At 73.1% G+C, this 16,541-nt stretch carries 11 protein-coding genes; 6 read left to right on the forward strand and 5 right to left on the reverse strand.

The features are described 5' to 3' along the window. Positions 1–20 precede the first annotated feature (20 nt). Positions 21–941 (reverse strand): NAD(+) diphosphatase, encoded by a 921-nt coding sequence (gene nudC, locus AB0O28_RS35210; RefSeq protein ID WP_363646908.1) that lies wholly within the window; start codon positions 939–941, stop codon positions 21–23. A 104-nt stretch (positions 942–1,045) separates the two neighbouring features. On the opposite strand from nudC, the gene AB0O28_RS35215 reads away from it, so the two are divergent. The 4 genes from AB0O28_RS35215 to AB0O28_RS35230 are packed head-to-tail and all read left to right on the forward strand — an operon-like array spanning position 1,046 to position 6,626. Beyond that, a complete protein-coding gene (locus AB0O28_RS35215; RefSeq protein WP_363646909.1) occupies positions 1,046–2,209 on the forward strand; it encodes a siderophore biosynthesis protein in 1,164 nt (387 codons plus the stop codon). Next, entirely contained in the window at positions 2,194–3,819 is a 1,626-nt protein-coding gene (locus AB0O28_RS35220) for an IucA/IucC family protein (RefSeq protein ID WP_363646910.1), read from the forward strand. The genes AB0O28_RS35215 and AB0O28_RS35220 overlap by 16 nt, the downstream gene beginning before the upstream one ends. A 3-nt stretch (positions 3,820–3,822) precedes the next feature. Further along, on the forward strand, positions 3,823–5,526 hold the full coding sequence (locus AB0O28_RS35225) for an IucA/IucC family protein (RefSeq protein ID WP_363646911.1): 1,704 nt from the start codon (positions 3,823–3,825) through the stop codon (positions 5,524–5,526). Beyond that, the gene (locus AB0O28_RS35230; RefSeq protein WP_363646912.1) at positions 5,523–6,626 is read left to right on the forward strand and encodes a type III PLP-dependent enzyme; all 1,104 of its coding nucleotides are present in this window, start codon (positions 5,523–5,525) and stop codon (positions 6,624–6,626) included. Before AB0O28_RS35225 ends, AB0O28_RS35230 begins: the two co-directional genes overlap by 4 nt. Here AB0O28_RS35230 and AB0O28_RS35235 read toward each other — a convergent pair. Next, a complete protein-coding gene (locus AB0O28_RS35235; protein ID WP_363646913.1) occupies positions 6,623–7,384 on the reverse strand; it encodes an ABC transporter permease in 762 nt (253 codons plus the stop codon). The two genes, AB0O28_RS35230 and AB0O28_RS35235, sit on opposite strands and share 4 nt — an antisense overlap. Then, positions 7,371–8,282, reverse strand: coding sequence for an ABC transporter ATP-binding protein (locus tag AB0O28_RS35240; RefSeq protein ID WP_363646914.1), 912 nt, complete (start codon positions 8,280–8,282; stop codon positions 7,371–7,373). The genes AB0O28_RS35235 and AB0O28_RS35240 overlap by 14 nt, the downstream gene beginning before the upstream one ends. 48 nt (positions 8,283–8,330) lie before the next feature. Here AB0O28_RS35240 and AB0O28_RS35245 point away from each other — a divergent pair, with 48 nt between their 5' ends. Together AB0O28_RS35245 and AB0O28_RS35250 are read left to right on the forward strand one after the other, a co-directional pair. Next, positions 8,331–9,014: a TetR/AcrR family transcriptional regulator gene (locus tag AB0O28_RS35245; protein WP_363646915.1), complete on the forward strand. Its 684-nt coding sequence runs from the start codon at positions 8,331–8,333 to the stop codon at positions 9,012–9,014. 284 nt (positions 9,015–9,298) lie between these two features. Next, complete coding sequence (locus AB0O28_RS35250) at positions 9,299–10,045, forward strand: Uma2 family endonuclease (protein WP_363646916.1); 747 nt, start codon at positions 9,299–9,301, stop codon at positions 10,043–10,045. Here the strand turns inward: AB0O28_RS35250 and AB0O28_RS35255 are convergent. Both AB0O28_RS35255 and AB0O28_RS35260 read right to left on the reverse strand, forming a co-directional pair. Continuing rightward, the gene (locus AB0O28_RS35255) at positions 10,020–13,286 is read right to left on the reverse strand and encodes an ATP-dependent DNA helicase (RefSeq protein ID WP_363646918.1); all 3,267 of its coding nucleotides are present in this window, start codon (positions 13,284–13,286) and stop codon (positions 10,020–10,022) included. The genes AB0O28_RS35250 and AB0O28_RS35255 overlap by 26 nt on opposite strands. After that, positions 13,280–16,495: an ATP-dependent DNA helicase gene (locus AB0O28_RS35260; protein ID WP_363646919.1), complete on the reverse strand. Its 3,216-nt coding sequence runs from the start codon at positions 16,493–16,495 to the stop codon at positions 13,280–13,282. Before AB0O28_RS35260 ends, AB0O28_RS35255 begins: the two co-directional genes overlap by 7 nt. Between the last annotated feature and the right edge of the window lie 46 nt (positions 16,496–16,541).

Below are 16,541 nucleotides of genomic sequence, written 5' to 3' on the forward strand. Positions count from 1 at the left end.
CCTGTCCGGCACTCCCCGAATCACCAGCCGGTGTCGGGGATCGGCGCTCCGTACCAGGTCTCGATCAGCCGCCGGGCGATCGAGACCTGGCCGGGCAGCACCAGTTCACCCGAGCGTACCTGGGCCTCCAGCTCCTCCCGGGACAGCCAGCGGGCCTCGGCGATCTCCTCCAGGTCGGGACGCAGGTCGGTCGTGACGGCGCGGGCGAAGAAGCCGAGCATCAGGCTGCGCGGGAACGGCCAGGGCTGGCTGCCCAGATAACGCGGCGCGGTGACGGCGACGCCCACCTCCTCCAGGACCTCGCGGACCACCGCGTGCTCCAGCGACTCCCCCGGCTCGACGAACCCGGCGAGCACCGACAACCGGCCTTGCGGCCACTGCGGGCCGCGCGCGAGCAGGATGCGGCCCTCGTCGTCGTGCACGAGCATGATCACTGCGGGGTCGACGCGCGGGAAGTGCTGGCTGCCGTCGCGCGGGCACACCCGCATGTGCCCCGACGCGGTGACGTCCGTATGGCTGCCGCACCTCGGGCAGTACTCGTGGCTCGCGTGCCACGCCTCCAGGGCCACCGCGTAGACGAGCAGCCCGGCGTCGCGGTCGTCGAGCAGCACCGCGGCCTCCCTCAGCCCCGCCGTGTCGCCGGCGCCCTGACCGGGCTCGGGCAGCGGCGCGTTGACCGCGAAATACGGCACGCCGTCCTCGTCCACGCCCAGCAGGTAACGGGTGCCCTCCGGCGTCTCGGCCGGCGAGGTGAGCACCAGCGCCGCGCCGTCGGTGAAGCGGCGGACCAGCGTGCGGCCGCCGTGGACGAGGAGGACTCTCGTCTTCTCCGCCTCCCACGCTCGCCGCAGCCACTCCTCGTCGCCGCGCAGTGCCGCCGATCGGTCGATGGCGCTGCGCGCCAGGAGCAGGGGGCCGAGCAGTCCTTCGGGGATTTCCACGCCGTCATCCTTCCACTGCCGCCGCCCCGGCAATCTTCCCGCCAAGAGATCGCAGTCCGGATAGGATGCAGACCACTTAGGTTAGCCTTACCTATGGAGGCCCGGTGCGGCTGTACCTCACCACGCTCAACCCGACCGATTCGGTGACCGGCGGGTTCCTCCCCGCCGCGGCCGCGCTGGGCTGGGACGTGACGATACTCACCGACCAGCCTGATCGGTATCCGGGGTACGACGTCGTGGCCGCCGACGTCCGCGATCCCCGGGCGGTGATCGACGCGGTCGCCGCCCATCACCGGCCCGATGTGATCTTCTCCAACTCCGACCACCTCCAGGCCGCCACCGCGCTCGCCGCCGAGTATTTCGGTCTGCCCGGCAAGGACTGGCGGGCCTGCGTCACGGCCAAGAACAAGGTGCTCACCCGCCGTGCCCTCGCCGCCGTCGAACCGGTCAGGTCTGTACGGATTCCTCCCGGCGTGAACCCGCCCGGTGACCTGCCGTACCCAGTGGTGGTGAAGCCCGCGCAAGGCGTGGCCAGCGAGGACGTCGTGCTGGTGGACGGCGCGGACGCCCTGGCCGCCGCCGTCGCGGCCATCAGGGAGCGGCGGCCGGAGGAGGTCCTGGTCGCGGAGGAGTTCCTGGAAGGGCCGGTCCGCACGCTGGAGACGCTCGGCGACGGCACCACACGGGAAGTCGTCGGCGGATTCGCCACCACGCTCGGCCCGCTGCCGCACTTCGTGGAGGAGCGCCTGGACTGGCGGCCGCCGGACACCGGCCACCTGCCCCATCTCGCCGCGGCGCTCGACGCGGCCGGGGTCGGCTTCGGCGTGTGCCACACCGAGTACGCCGTCACCCGCGACGGTCCCCGCGTCATCGAGATGAACTATCGGCTGATCGGCGACAACTGCGACTTCCTGCTGGCGGACCTGCTCGGCGTGCCCCTGCACCAGTGGATCCTGCGCGTCCACGCGGGCGAATCGCTGCCGGCGTTCGATCCGGGCGGCCTTCGCGCGGCGTACGGATCCGTGGTGAGCCTCGTGGCCGAGCGCTCCGGCACGGTGACCGCCGCGCCGCCCGGCCTGTCCGCCCAGGAGGCGGAGGGCGGCGTACGCCTGTGGCACCGGGCACTGCGAGGAATCGGCGATCATGTCGAGGTGACGGGCACCAACCGCGACTACCTCGGCCTGCTCCGGGCCGTCGGCCCGGACGGCGCGAGCGTCGACGCCGCGATCGACACCTTCAGGAAGGAGCACCCTTGGGTGCTCGCATGACCCGGCCGGCCCGCCGGGAGGCCCAGCGGGAGGGCACGGGCCGGGAGCACTACCTGGCCGCGCGGGTGCTGAACGCGCTGCTGCGGGAGGACTACGCCGGGATCTCGGCCAGGGTCACCCACGACAGGGACGGAGTGGCGATCGTCCTCGCCTCGGGACGGCGGGTCGGGCTCGCGGCGGGCGACCCGTTCCACGACTTCGCCACCGCCCCCTGGGAGCGCCTGCGCCTGGCGGAGGTGCTGGAGACGTTGCGGGCCGTCGCCGACCCGGCGGACGCCGAGGGGGTCGCCGCCTTCGAGCGGGAGTGCGGGGAAGCCCTCGCGGCACTGGAGGCCCACCACCGCCGGCGCGGCGAGGTGGCCCGGCGGCTGCGCGGGCGTCACGGCCTCATCCGCTACGAGTCGCTGGCCGCGACGGTGGACCACCCGCTCTATCCGACGGCCCGCTGCCGCCTCGGGATCTCCCCCGCCGACCTGGCGGCCTACGCGCCCGAGTTCGCTCCGGAGTTCGCGATGCGGTGGACGGCGGTGCCGCGCGAGCGGGTGACGCTCTCGCGGCCGGGCCTGCCCGGCTGGTGGCCGTCGCCGGGCGAGGTGGGGCTGCCGTCCGGTCTGGCCCGCACGCACGTGCTCTTCCCCGTCCATCCGCTGGCGGAGCCGCTGGTGGGCGGGATTCCCGGGCTCGTCGCGGGGCGCGAGCCGTACCTGACCGTGCGGCCGACCCTGTCGGCCCGCACGGTCGAGGCCGGCGAACGCGTCCACCTCAAGGTGCCGCTCCCGGCCAGCACGCTGGGCCTGCGAAACCGGCGGTCGATCAAACCGGGCACCCTGCGGGACGGCGCACTTGCCGAGTCGCTGCTGTGCGAGATCCTGGCGCGCGAGCCCGGCCCGCGCGTCACGCTCGCGGACGAGCAGACCTACGGGCACGCGGAGCACGAATACCTGGGCTGGCTCGTCCGCGGCCTGCCCGAAGGCGACATCGTGCCGGTCGCCGCCCTGCTCGCGCCGCTCCCGGACGCGGACGGGCGGCTCGTCCTGCACGAGGTGGCCGAGCGCCACCACGGCGGCGACGCGGAGGCGTTGCTGCGCGACTACCTCGCGGCGCTGCTGGAGTGGAACGTCGCGCTGTTCGTCCGGTACGGCGTCGCTCTGGAGGCCCACCAGCAGAACCTGGCGCTGCTGTTCGGCGACGGGCCCATGCGACTGCTGATCAAGGACAACGACGGGCTGCTGGCCTCGCCGCGGCGGCTGCGCGCGGCGGGGATCGCGACACCGGACTTCGGCGACGAGCGCATGCTGACCGACGACCCCTACGCGCTCGCCGACGTCTTCGTGACGATCACCCTGCATCTGGCCGCCATGGCCGTGGTCCACGGCGCGCTGCCCGGCTCCGCCGCCACGCTGGTCGGACGGGCCCTGGCCGCCGCACTGGAGCCGTACGGGGACGACCCCATGGCCCGGCTGCTGCGGGCCCGCACGCTGGAGGCCGCCCGTCTCACCGGCAAGTCGATGGTCGTCGCCGGGACGCTCGTGGCCAAGGAGCGCACCGGAGCCAGGGACGTCAACAAGTTCTACGGCACGACCGGCCCCAACTATCTGAGGGGTGCCTGAGCCATGGACCGCCTTCTCCTCGGCCCGCACGCCCCCGAACCGCATGCCTCGGACCCGCACGCCGGCCCGGCCGAGGAGGCGGCGCTCGGGGCGCTGCTGCGGTGCTGGCTGCGCGAGGTCGGCGGCCCCCGTGGCCATGTGAGGGCCGTAGGGCCTCACCTGACGCTCCGCGTGGCCGGGACACCGGTGCGCGTACGCGCCCGTGGCGGAATCGCGCTGCGCTTCGACGGCCCGCCCGAGCACCTCGTCACCGGTGAGGGGGCGGAGGGCCGGTGGCGGCCCCTGAACCTGCCCGCGCTCGTCGCTCTGCTGGAACGGGAGCTCGACGGCGGCAACGAGGAGTTCGCGGCGCAGGTGCGCGCAGGCAGGGAGGCGATCGCGGCGATCCTGGCCGCCCGCGAGCGGTCCGTCCCCCCCGCCGACCCGTGGCTCGCCTCCGAGCAGGCCCTCGTGGCCGGGCATCCGTTCCATCCGGCTCCAAAAGCCCACGGAGGCGACGGCTGGCTGGACTACGCGCCCGAGACGCACGCGCGGTTCGCGCCGCGGCTGCTCGGGGTGCGCGCCGATCTTGTGGCCCAGGAGGGGGACACGGCGGCGCTGGACGCGTTCGGCGGCGCGCCTGCGGGATACCTCCCGCTGCCCGCCCACCCCTGGCAACTCGACCTGCTGGCCGCCGACCTGCGCGGGCCGCTCGCGGACGGGCGGCTCGTCGACCTCGGGCCCGGCCCCCGCGCCGTCGTGCCCACGTCCTCGGTCAGGACGGTGTACGACCCCGGCACCGGCATGTGCCTGAAGTTCAGCCTGAACGTGCGGATCACCAACTGCGTGCGGAAGAACGCGTGGTATGAGCTGTCCGGCGCGGTCGAGCTGACCCGGCGGCTCTCGCCCGTCTTCGACCGGCTGGCCCGGCGCTTCCCCGGCACGCGGTGGCTGCCGGAACCCGGCTACCGCTCGGCCGCCCTCGGCACCCGGCTGCTGGAAGGGCTCGGGGTGATCGTGCGTACCGGCCCGTGGGGGGTGTGCGGGCCGGGGACCACGCCGGTCCTCGCCGCCGCCCTGGCCGCCGGTGCGGACGGGGTGCCCCGGGCCGTCCTGGCCCGCCGCGCGGCCGACCCTGTCGCATGGTGGGAGGCGTACGTCGAGCGCGTGGCGTATCCGGTGCTCGACGCCTTCTTCCGGCACGGAGTCGTCCTCGAAGCGCATGTGCAGAACGTGTTGGTCGGGTTCGACGCCGCCGGGTGGCCGGTCGAGGCGGTCTTCCGCGACCTGGAGGGCACCAAGCTGGTGGCCGGCCGCCACGACCTGACCGGCCTGCCCGGCGAGGTGGCGGCCCCCCTGTCGTACGACGCCGCGGGCGGCTGGAACCGGGTCGCCTACTGCCTGTTCGTCAACCACCTGGCGGAGGTCGCCGCCACCGTCGCCGGCACGGTCGACGACGTTTTGCGCGCGTTGTGGGCGGCCGCCCGTGCGACTTTGAGCCGCTATGTGGAGGACCACGCCGCCGGTCCGGCCGAACCGCTGACGCGGCTGCTGGCCGGGGCGCCGCTGCCGGCCAAGGCCAACCTGGGCGTGCGCTGGGCGAGGGCGGCCGACCGGACCGCCGGATATGTGCCCGTCCCGAACCCGCTCGCGCAGCCCGGCCCGCGCGTGATCGGCGGGCAGACGGGCGTGGAGACGTTGACCGAGGTGTGCGGGGAGCGCGGATGAGCATCGATATTCCGGCGGGCGTGCGGAAGGTCGCCGAGTCGCTGGACGACGTCCCCGCCTACGTCTACGACCTGGCCGGGCTCGCCCGCCACGCCGCCGCCGTACGGGCCGCCCTGGCGGGCACGGAGATCTGCTACGCCGTCAAGGCCAATCCCGACCCGGAGGTGCTGCGGACGCTCGCGCCGCACGTGGACGGCTTCGAGGTCTCCTCCGGCGGCGAGTTCGCCCACGTCAGGGCCGTGTTGCCGGAGGTCCCGCTGAGCTTCGGCGGGCCGGGGAAGACCGGCGCCGAGCTGGCCCTCGCCCCCGCGGCGCACCGCTGGCACGTCGAGAGCCCGGCCGAGTTGCGGCGTATGCGGGAACCCGCGGACGTCCTGCTGCGGGTCAACCTCGATGTGAACGTCACCGGCGCGGCGCTCGCGATGGGCGGCGGCGCCACGCCGTTCGGCATGGACCACGGCGGGGTCGCCGAGTGCCTCGCCCTGCTCGGGTCCTCACCTGTGCGGCTGCGCGGCGTCCACGCACACCTCGCGAGCGGCCTGGCCGCCCCCGGCCTGCTCACCCTCGCCGAGGCCGTCCTGGCGTACGGCAGGAGCCTCGGGCTGCGCGAGTTCAACGTGGGCGGCGGCATGGCCGTCTCCTACGCCCGCCCGCAGGAGCGGTTCGACTGGGCGGAGTACGGCGCGGGGCTGCGGGCGCTGGCCCTGCCGGGCGAGACGCTGCGCGTGGAGCCGGGACGCGCCCTGACGGCCTACTGCGGGTGGTATCTCGCGACCGTGCTCGACGTGAAGCGCGTCCACGGGGAGCGCTTCGCCATCCTGTCGGGCGGCACCCACCACCTGCGGACGCCGGTGACGAAGGGACACGACCAGCCGTTCGCCGTGCTGCCGAGGGACGAGGAGGGCGAGGACGGGCCGGTCACGCTGGTGGGGCGGCTCTGCACCCCCAAGGACGTCTTCGCCCGCCGCGTGACCGCCTCGCTCGCGGTCGGCGACGTCGTGGCCTTCGCCATGGCCGGGGCGTACGCCTGGAACATCTCGCACCACGACTTCCTGATGCACCCGAAGCCGACGTTCCATTACCTGCCGCCGGCCGGTTAGAGCGCCACCAGTCGTCCGCTGCGTCCCCTCAGGCGTCCCACGGCCAGGGTGCCGCAGGCCAGCGCGACGGCGAGGAGCACGCCGCAGACCTCCGCCACGGTTCGCGCGTCGCCGACAAGCGCGGCACGCAGCCCGTGCACGGCCCAATAGCCGGGAGAGACCGGGGCCACGACCGCGACCCAGCGCGGCAGCTCGCCGAGCGGGACGAGCGCGCCGCCGAGGCTGCTGAGCAGCATGCCCCCGATGTCGTACGCGGCCGACAGCTCGCCCAAGCCGCGTACGAGCACGCCGAGCAGCGCGCCGAGGGCGAGCAGGGTGCAACTCCAGCAGAGCAGCACGCCCAGCAGGAGCAGCGGATGGGGAACCCGCAGGTCCAGGACGAACACGCCGAAGCCGACGACGAGCAGTTGCTGGGCGAGCAGGGCGCCGAAGACGGGCACGGCCTTGCCCACGAGGATCTCCGCGGGGTGGAGCGCCGTGCCGCGCAGGCGGTCCCAGGTGCGGCCGAGCCGTTCCGTGAGGATCGCGCTGCCCGAGATGCTGAGCGCGAGCAGCGAGAAGGTCACCAGCGTGGCCACGACCGCCTGCTCCGTGCCCGCCGCCCCGCCCTGCGCGGCCGCGTACAGCGGGCGCAGCAGCGTGAGGAAGGCGAGCGGCAGAATCATCCGGCTCAGGAGCGGGCCGGGTTCACCCCGTATCAGCAGCAGGTTGTGGCGTATCAGGACGCCGATGCGGCGCACGGACTCACTCGGCCGCATCGCGCGCCTCCATGTCCTGCCCGGCGACGTCCTTCCCTGAGACGTCCTTTTCTGCGACCGGGGCTTCCAGCGAGCGGTAGAGGTCGTCCAGGCCGGGGCGCCGAACGTCGACCGAGGCGGGCGTACGGCCCGACGCGAGGAGCGCGGCGAGGTCGGCGGCGGGATCCGTGGTCGGCAGGCGCAGTTCGGGCTCGGCCGGGTCGTCGAAGGTGACTGCGAGCTCGCCCGGCAGACCTCGGGTGAGCTCCTGCTGAGTGCCGCGCGCGATGACGCGCCCGGCGCGGGCGAGCGCCACCGTGGCGTCGAGATCGACGAGTTCCGGCAGGTAGTGGGTCGTGTAGAGGACAGCGGCCCCCGCTTCGGCTCGGGTCCTGACCGCCGCCAGCAGAGCCGCCCGCGTCTCCGGGTCGGCGCCCGCGGTCGGCTCGTCCAGCAGGAGCAACGGCGGTGAGCCCACCATGGCCGTGGCCGCCTGGACGCGGCGGCGCTGACCGCCGGACAGGGCGCCGACGGGCCGGTCCGCGAGCGAAGCGAGGTGGAGCTCGTCCAGGACACGGGCGATCTCCACGGTCCGCCGCCGCCCGCTCAGCCCGGCGAGTCCCGCGAACAGCCGCAGGTTCTCCCTCACGCTGACGCGGTTGTACAGGGCGAGTTCCTGGGGAGCGACGCCGAGCAGACGCCGTACGCCACGGCCGGCGCGGAGCGCGTCACGCCCGGCGACACGAAGACGCCCGGCGTCAGGGCGAACCAGGCCGGTGACGACCTCGACGAAGGTGGTCTTGCCCGCGCCGTTGTGGCCGATCAGCCCGGTGATCTCGCCGGGCGCGACCGTGAGGTCGAAGCCGTCGAGCACGCGGCGCGGACCGTAGCGCTTCACCAGATTCTCTGCGGTGAGCATTCGATCTCTCCGGAGGGTATACGGCGTATACGTCTACACTGTATACCCGTGGGCGGCAGACGGGAAGAGATTCTGGACGCGGCGCTGGCCATCGCCGACGAGCGCGGGCTCGACGGGGTCTCGATGCGTGCGGTGGCCGAGCGTGTCGGGGTGACCCCGATGGCGCTGTATAGGCATGTCAGCGGCAAGGCCGAGCTGCTCGACGCCATGGTCGGGCACCTGCTCTCGGCGCTCCTGCCACCGGACGCGGGCCCGGACCAGGGGCCGGCCCAGCGGTGGGAGGAAGGGCTCGCCGCCCTCGCACGCGGCTTCCGTGCGATGGTCCTGCGGCATCCCTGGGCGGCGCCCCTGCTGTTCTCCCGGCCCGCCGTCACGCCGGACGCCGCACGCGCGGTGGACGCGATCTACACCGCGCTCACCGAGGCCGGGGTGCCGGATCGCGAAGTGCCCCGGCTGGAGCGCCTGATCACCACTTTCGTGATCGGTTTCGTCGCATCCGAGGTCTCCGGCCGCTTCACGAGCGGCAGCCTCGATCCGCGCGGGCGTCGCGGCCGTCTTCCGGAGGGCGACCTTCCCGGTCACGCCAGGATCAAGCCCTGGCTCCACCTGCCTGATGACCTCGCCATCGAGTTCGAGGCCGACCTGGACGACATCATGCGGCTGATCGAGGCGGCCGTGCACCCACGGACGGACAGCGAGAGCGGGTCGTCCACGCCGGACAGTTCCGCCTGACGGACGTTCCGGTCACGTCGGCTGGGGATCATCACCAGCCGCGGACTGTGTCCGCACACGCGGTAATCGCTCTCGCGGAAAAGTTCAATCCCATCGTGGGACATTTGCGGCGGGTACGGCACTTATGACCGATTGGCAGACCCGGTTTTCCCTCACCCGGTAGGGCTTTCCTTCACCTGCGTCGCCCCTTCCAGGAATCTCCCTCCCATCATCCCCCTGTTACTTTCCGTGGCGATCCGGAAACCTTCCGTACCATCGATGGAGGAGCAGGAGAGGATGACGACATGGCCCTCACCAAGCCGACCAAGCGCGGCAGGCACGACCGCTCCGTCCCGCAGAAGCAGGACGACCCCGTCTCCGACGAGCACGAGCCCCCAGACGCCGGGAAGCCCGAAGAGCACGAGTATGAAGAACCACAGGAGCTCCCTGACGAGGTGCTGCACCTGTGCATGCAACTCAACGACGCCGGTTACCGAGCGGAAATTCGTCTCGGGCAGGTCGTCGTGAGCCCGTGGATGAGTGAGGAGAGCAACGAGGTCGTCGACCGGGTCTCAAAGCTCCTGCTTCCCCTGGGGATGGCGAAGGGCTGGCGCTTCTTCTGCAACTGGGCGGTCCACATCCCGCCGATGCTCGATCATCGGCTACCCGACCTGCTCGTCCTGCCCAAGAAGGCCGAACGGCTCGATCGGATGCGGGTGCACGGGCGCAGCGTCCTGCTTGCCGTGGACGTGTGCTCTCCCGGCAACCAAGAGGTCGACTGGCGGGAGAAGCCGCTCGACTATGCGCGGGCGGGCGTGCCGCTCTACCTGATCGTGGACCCCGTGGCGTCTCCGCGCAGAGTGACGCTGATGAGCGATCCTCTCTCCGACCTCGAACCCTTCGATTATCACCGGCAGGCGTACCGGAAGATCGTCACGGCGGAGGAGGGTGAGGTCCTGAAGCTACCCTGGCCCTTCAAGATCAAGATCGAGACGAGCGCGCTGTTCGAGCAGGACGAGCCGGTGATCACTCCTCAGGAACCCGCTGAATGAGGGTGGTGAGGCCGTCCGCGTCGAGGAGGTCGACGGGGCGGACGGTCTCGTTCGAACGGACGTAGTGGAACGCGGCCCCGACCTTCTCCAGCGGCACCCCGGACAGCGTCGCCCAGGCCACCCGGTAGGCCGCGAGCTGGACCGACGCGGTCTCGGCTGCCCTGCCCTGCGGCCGTTCGCCGGTCTTCCAGTCGACCACCACGTAGCCGTCGCCCTCGCGGAATACCGCGTCCATCCGCCCGCGCAGCAGGCGGTCTCCGATCATGGTCTCGAACGGGACCTCCAGATCGACCGGCTCACGCGCGGCCCACTCGCTCTCCTCGAACCGCTCCTGCAGCTCGGCGAGCTGGACGTCGGTCTCCGAGATCTCGTCGGCGGCGCCGGGCAGCTCCAGGTCGTCGATCAGGCGCTGCTGGCCCCAGCGCGACTCCAGCCACCGGTGGAAGGTCGTGCCTCTGCGAGCCAGCGGGGCGGGCCTGCGCGGCACCGGACGCCGCACCTGCCGGGCGAACGCCGCCGGATCCTGGGCCAGCGTGACCAGCGACGACACCGACAGCCGTGACGGCAGCTCCACGACCGCCCCGGCCCGCCGGCGGTTCATCTCGCGCTCACGCAGCAGGAGGTCGGTGTCGCGCGCCCAGGCCCGCATCCGCTCCCACTCCCGCATGCTGAGCAGGACCTGGTCGTCGGCCGCCGCGGGGGCGACGCCGGTCATCGCCTCCTCGACGAGGCGGGCGCCGTCCTCGACGGCGGCAGGCACCTCGATCGACGGCCAGTCGGCCGAGGCGGGCTGGGCGAGCAAGGGGTTCACGGCGTCTTCCGTGTCCTCCGCCTCGCCGGCCCAGCCCGCGACCTCGGCCCCGGCGTCCCTGATCTCCTCCAGGAAGCGGGACGGCGCGAGCGGCCTGGACGAGGTCCCCCAGCGGTAGCCGCTCGCGATCAGCAGATAGTGCGCCCGGGTCACGGCGACGTACGCCAGGCGCCGCTCCTCCATCAGGTCGCGGTCGCGGCACCGCTCGTCGAACTCGGCCAGCGCCTCCTTCTCCAGCCCGGCAAGGGCCGGCAGGTCCGCCGCGTCGCCGCGCAGCGGGTACGGCAGCTTGCGGGGGTTCTCCGTCCAGCGTGAGTTCGTCACCGGCGCCGCGGGGAACAGCGTGCCCTTCGTCGGCGCCCCGTCCTTCGTCGTGAGCTCCGACAGCCCGGGCACGATCACGACAGGCCACTCCAGGCCCTTCGACGCGTGCACCGTCATCAGCTTGACCGTGTTGCTGTCGCCGACCCGTCCCGCGTCCAGCCCGAACTCCTCGGTCTCCGCCGCCTTGAGGTACGCCAGGAACGCGCCGAGCGTCGGGTCCTCGGAGTCGCCGGCGAAGCGGAAGGCCGCGTCGAGGAAGGCGTCCAGGGCGGCACGGGCGGCCAGCGGGCTGCCTCCCTTGGCGGCCACCTCGACGTCGAGGCCGAGTCTGCGTTCGATCTCGCTGACGAGATCGGGCAGCGGCTGCCCGGTGTGGGAGCGCAGCAGGCGCAACTCCTGGGCGAGCGCGGGCATCCGTTCCCGCGCGGCCGGGGAGAAGCCCTCCAGCCAGCCCGGCCGGTCCGGCAGCTCGTCCAGCGCGTCGACGAGACTGCCGCGCTCCTCCGCGAGGTCGGCGACGACCTGGTCGAGCGGGTCCTGTGGCCGCGGCTCATCCCGGCCGCCGCGAAGCTCCCTGTTCAGTTCGCGGGCCCTGTCGCCGAGCAGCTTCAGGTCGGCCGGCCCGATCCGCCAGCGCGGCCCGGCGAGCAGCCGGACCAGCGCGTCGCCGGCGGTGGGGTCGTAGAGGACCCGCAGCGTCGCCACGATGTCGGCGACCTCGGGCACGGTCAGCAGGCCGCCGAGCCCGACGACCTCGACGGGGATGTTCCTCTTCTCCAGCGCCCGGCGCAGCGCGGGAAACTGGGACCGCTTGCGGGCCAGGATCGCGACGTCCTGCGGCTGCAGGACGGGGCCGCGTTTGCTCCGCTCGCCCTCGCTCCAGGGCAGGCCGTCGGGAGCGTGCCCGGATCCGAGCAGGTCCCCGATCTGTCCGGCGATCCACGCCGCCTCGTCCTCGGCCGTACGGTGGAACGCGCATCGCACCCGTCCGCGGCCCGCTCGGTTGCCGCCCGGCACCAGCACCGGCACCTGCCGGGCCTCCCGGCGCAGGGGCGCCTGGATCCGGGCCGCCACGTCGAGCACGCGCTCACCGTTGCGGAAGCTGACCGACAGCTGCCGCACCGGCGCGGGCTCCCCGGATGCCGTGGGAAAGTCGTGGGGAAACCGGGACAGATTGCCGGCCGACGCGCCGCGCCAGCCGTAGATCGACTGGCAGGGGTCGCCGACCGCGGTGACCGGGTGGCCCCCTCCGTACAGGGAGCGCAGCAGCACGAGCTGGGCGTGGCTGGTGTCCTGGTACTCGTCCAGCAGGACGACCGAGAACCGGGACCGCTCCGACATCCCGACCTCCGGATGCCTGCTGGCGATCCGCGCGGCCAGCGCCATCTGGTCGCCGTAGTCGATGACCTCACGGCTCCGCTTGAGCCGTTCGTACGCCTCGACCATCGGCAGCAACTGCTCGCGTACGGCCTGGGTGTCCACCGGCTTGCGCTGGTCCTTGGTGACCCGTCCGGTGAGCGCGGCCAGGCGCTCGCGCAGCCGGTCGCCGACCTCACGCACGTTCTCGGGGCCGCACAGGTGTTCGGCCATCTCCCCGGCCAGCTCCAGCACCGCGGCCGTGACGGTGGTGGGGGCGTAGTCGACCCGGTCCATCGGCCCGTCGTACCGCCCGACCACCCGTGCCGCCATCTGCCAGGCGACGGCGGGAGTGACGAGCCGCATGGTGGGCTCCAGCCCCTCCCGCAGTGCGTGGTCGGTCACCAGCCGGGCCGCGTACGCGTGGTACGTCGAGATCGTCGGCTCGGAGTCGAGCACCTGCTCGTCCTCGACGACGCCGGCCTTCGCCAGGCCGGCCAGCCGCTGACGCACCCGCTCGGCGAGCTCGGCGGCCGCCTTGCGGGTGAAGGTGAGGCCGAGGATCTGCTCGGGCCTGGCCACGCCGTTGGCCACGAGCCAGACCACCCGTCCGGCCATCGTCTCGCTCTTGCCGGACCCCGCGCCCGCCACGACCACCATCGGCTCCGTGGGCGCCTCGATGACCACCGCCTGCTCCGGGGTGGGAGTGCGGATGTCCAGCCGTTCGGCGAGCTGCCCCGGCGTCAGCACACCTGGCCCCCCTTGTCGTTCACCGGGCAGGCGATTCTGGCCGCGCACGTGCGGCAGCCGTCGTTGACAGTGGCCTGGAACACCTTCGCCGACATGCCCGTCGCCACGGTTTTCACCAGTTCTTCGGCCCACTTGGGCTCCGGGTCGTCCGTGAGCGCCCCCTGCACCTGCTCCTTGGCCTCCTTGGTCCCCGCCGCCTTGCCCACGTGCAGGAGCGAGGCGCCGCCCGGCTCGGTCAGGCCGAGCTTCTCGAACGCCTTCAGCGTCGTGGCGAGCTGGTACACCCCGAGCTGCGGGTGCCTGTCGATCTCGCCGTCCTTCGGTTTGGAGGTGCCGGTCTTGATGTCCACGATGACCGCCCGGCCGTTCCCGTCGCGCTCGACCCGGTCGACCCGGCCCTTGATGCGTACGCCGATCTCCGGCATCTCGACGGTGAACGCCTCCTCGGTCCTGACGAGATCGCGGTCGTTGTTCTTGTGCCACTGCACGAACCGTTCGACCATCTGCTCGGCGACGAGGCGCTGCTTGCGGTTGAACCACACGCCGCCGAAGTCCAGTTGGTCCCAGACGTCGTCCAGCCGCCCGAACAGGTCGCTGCCGTCCTGCGTCGCCAGCACGGCGATCGCGTGGACCACGGTCCCGAGGCTCTGGACGACGCTGGTGTCGCGCGCGCCCACCGCCGTCTCCAGCACCCACCGCAGCCCGCACCTGGTGAAGCTCTCCACCGCCGAGGGCGAGATCTGCACCACGTCGTCCGGCCAGCCCAGCGGCCGGTCGTCGCTGATCGGCGTCAGCGCGTACCACTCGCGGGGGTTCGCGCCGGGCACCCCGGCCTGCGCCAACCGGGCGAGGTGCCCGGCGGCCGCCCGGCGCATCGGCTCGGGCCTGTCGGTGTCGCACACGACGGAACGCAGGTCCGCCACGAGCGCGGACATGCTCAGCCACCGGGCCCGGTCGTCGGTGGTGGCCGGGGCGACCCCCTGCGGCAGCAGCTCGGTGAGGAACCGGGAGGGCCGTTCGTCGGTGTCCTCGCCGCCGACGGCGGTGACGACGAGCCTCCTGCGGGCGCGGGTCGCCGCGACGTAGAACAGCCGCCGCTCCTCGGCGAGCAGCTTGGAGGTGATGGTCGCGGCCGTCACCTTCTCGGTGGCCGCCTCGGAGCCCGAGACGAGTTCGACGAGGGCCTCGGTGCCCAGCAGGGATCCGCGCAGGCGCAGGTCGGGCCACAGGCCCTCCTGTACGCCGGCGACCACGACCACGTCCCACTCCAGGCCCTTCGACCGGTGCGCGGTCAGGATCCGTACGGCCTCACCCTCGGGGGCGGACTCGGCGAGCGTGTCGCCGGCGATCTCCTGAGAGGTCAGGTCGTCGAGAAAGACCTCGACTCCGGCCTTGGGCAGCCGGTCGGTGAAACGGGCCACGTGGTCGAACAGCGCGACGACCGCGTCGAGGTCGCGATCGGCCTGCGCGCCCCGCGCCCCGCCCGCGAGGCTGGCCTCGGTCCAGCGCTCCGCGAGCCCGCTGGCCTGCCAGATCTCCCAGAGCGTCTCCTCCGCGCCCCGGCCGTGCCGTACGGCCTCGCGGGCGATCGCGATGAGCCGCGCGAGGCGTTCGGCCGGGGCCGCCACGTGCGGCTCGACGCCGCCGAGCTCGCGGGCGTCGAGCAGCGCGGCGACCAGCAGCTCGTCCGACGAGTGGAGGGTGAAGGGCAGGGCCGGCTGCCCGCTGTCCTCCTTCGCGGACTCCGCCACGGCCGCCTCGTGCTCGGCGATCCGCAGGGCGCGGCGCAGCCGTCGTACGCCGATCATGTCGGTGCCGCCGAGCGGGCCGGTCAGCAGTTCCTCGGCGGTCGCGACGTCGAGCGCCGACGGCGAGACCGCCACCCGCAGCAGCGTGACCAACGGCCGGACGCCGGGCTCCTGCACGAGCGGCAGCTCGTCGCCCGCGACCACGACGGGCACCCCGGCCGACACCAGCGCCCGGCGCAGCATCGGCAGCTGCCGTACGGCGCTGCGCACGAGGACCGCCATGCGCGACCACGGCACCCCGTCGAGCAGGTGGGCACGGCGCAGGGTGTCGGCCACCACCGCGGCCTCCTGGCTCGCGCTGCCGGCCACCAGGACCTTCGCCTCGCCCGGGTCGGCGTCCCCGACGGGGATCAGATCGCGATGGCCTCCGGTCTTGTTCTCATGGCCCGGTACGGCCGGGAGGCGGAAGGCGACGCGGCGCGAGGCCTCCAGCAGGGCCGGGCCGCTGCGGCGGCACACGCGCAGCGCGATCACCGGGGCGTCCCGTCCGTCCGGGGCCGGGAACCGTTCGGGAAACCGCAGGATGCCCTGCACGTCCGCGCCGCGAAAGCCGTAGATGGACTGGTCGGGGTCGCCCACGGCGATGAGGTCGCGGCCGTCCCCGGCGAGCTGCCCGAGCAGGAACTCCTGCGCCGGGTCGGTGTCCTGGTACTCGTCGACCAGCACCATGTCATAGGCCGCCCGTTCGCGCCGCCGCACCTCGCCGTCGGTCAGCAGGCCCGCCGCCTCCCGGATCAGCTCCGAGTAGTCCAGCGCGGGCACCGGGTCGAGGTCGAACCGGTCCTGGTAGCGGAAGGAGAACAGGCCGGCGGCCTCCCAGTCGGCCCTGCCGTGCTCGCGCCCCAGCCGCACCAGCGCATCGCCGTACAGGCCGCGCTCGGCGGCCCGGGACAGGAAGTCGCGCAGCTCCTCGGCGAACCCCCGGGTCTTCAGCAGCTCCCGCATGTCCGGGGGCCAGTGCCGCGCGCCGTCCTCCAGCTCGCCGTGTAGCAGCCGCCGGATCTCCAGCAGCTGCTCGGGCCCGGTGAGCAGCCGCGGCGGGGGTTCGCCGGCCAGCACCGCCTCCCGGCGCAGCAGCGCGTACGCGTAGCTGTGGAAGGTGAGGGCCAGCGGCGTCCTGGTGGTCCTGCGCATCCGGGCCGTGATACGTTCGCGCAGCTCACCGGCGGCCTTGCGGCTGAAGGTGAGGACGAGCACGCGCTCGGGGTCCACGCCGCGGCGCTCCACCCGGTCGACGACGGTCTCCACGATCGTGGTGGTCTTGCCGGTGCCCGGCCCGGCGAGCACCAGCAGGGGTCCGCTCTTGTGCTCGACGACGGCGCGCTGATGTTCGTCCAGCACCGGGGCCGCTCGGCGTCCCACGCCCCCACGACGCACCAACCGGTAGTTCTGACCACTCACAGCACAGCATTCCACCAGATCACTGAGGCAGATCGTGCCCGAACGC

The organism is Microbispora sp. NPDC088329 (genome assembly GCF_040685655.1).
Lineage (GTDB): Bacteria > Actinomycetota > Actinomycetes > Streptosporangiales > Streptosporangiaceae > Microbispora.

Coding starts and splice junctions, on each gene's coding strand:
- AB0O28_RS35225 (WP_363646911.1), top strand. CDS start 3,823: ATGGACCGCCTTCTCCTCGGCCCGCACGCCCCCGAACCGCATGCCTCG.
- AB0O28_RS35230 (WP_363646912.1), top strand. CDS start 5,523: ATGAGCATCGATATTCCGGCGGGCGTGCGGAAGGTCGCCGAGTCGCTG.
- AB0O28_RS35235 (WP_363646913.1), bottom strand. CDS start 7,384: ATGCGGCCGAGTGAGTCCGTGCGCCGCATCGGCGTCCTGATACGCCAC.
- AB0O28_RS35240 (WP_363646914.1), bottom strand. CDS start 8,282: ATGCTCACCGCAGAGAATCTGGTGAAGCGCTACGGTCCGCGCCGCGTG.
- AB0O28_RS35250 (WP_363646916.1), top strand. CDS start 9,299: ATGGCCCTCACCAAGCCGACCAAGCGCGGCAGGCACGACCGCTCCGTC.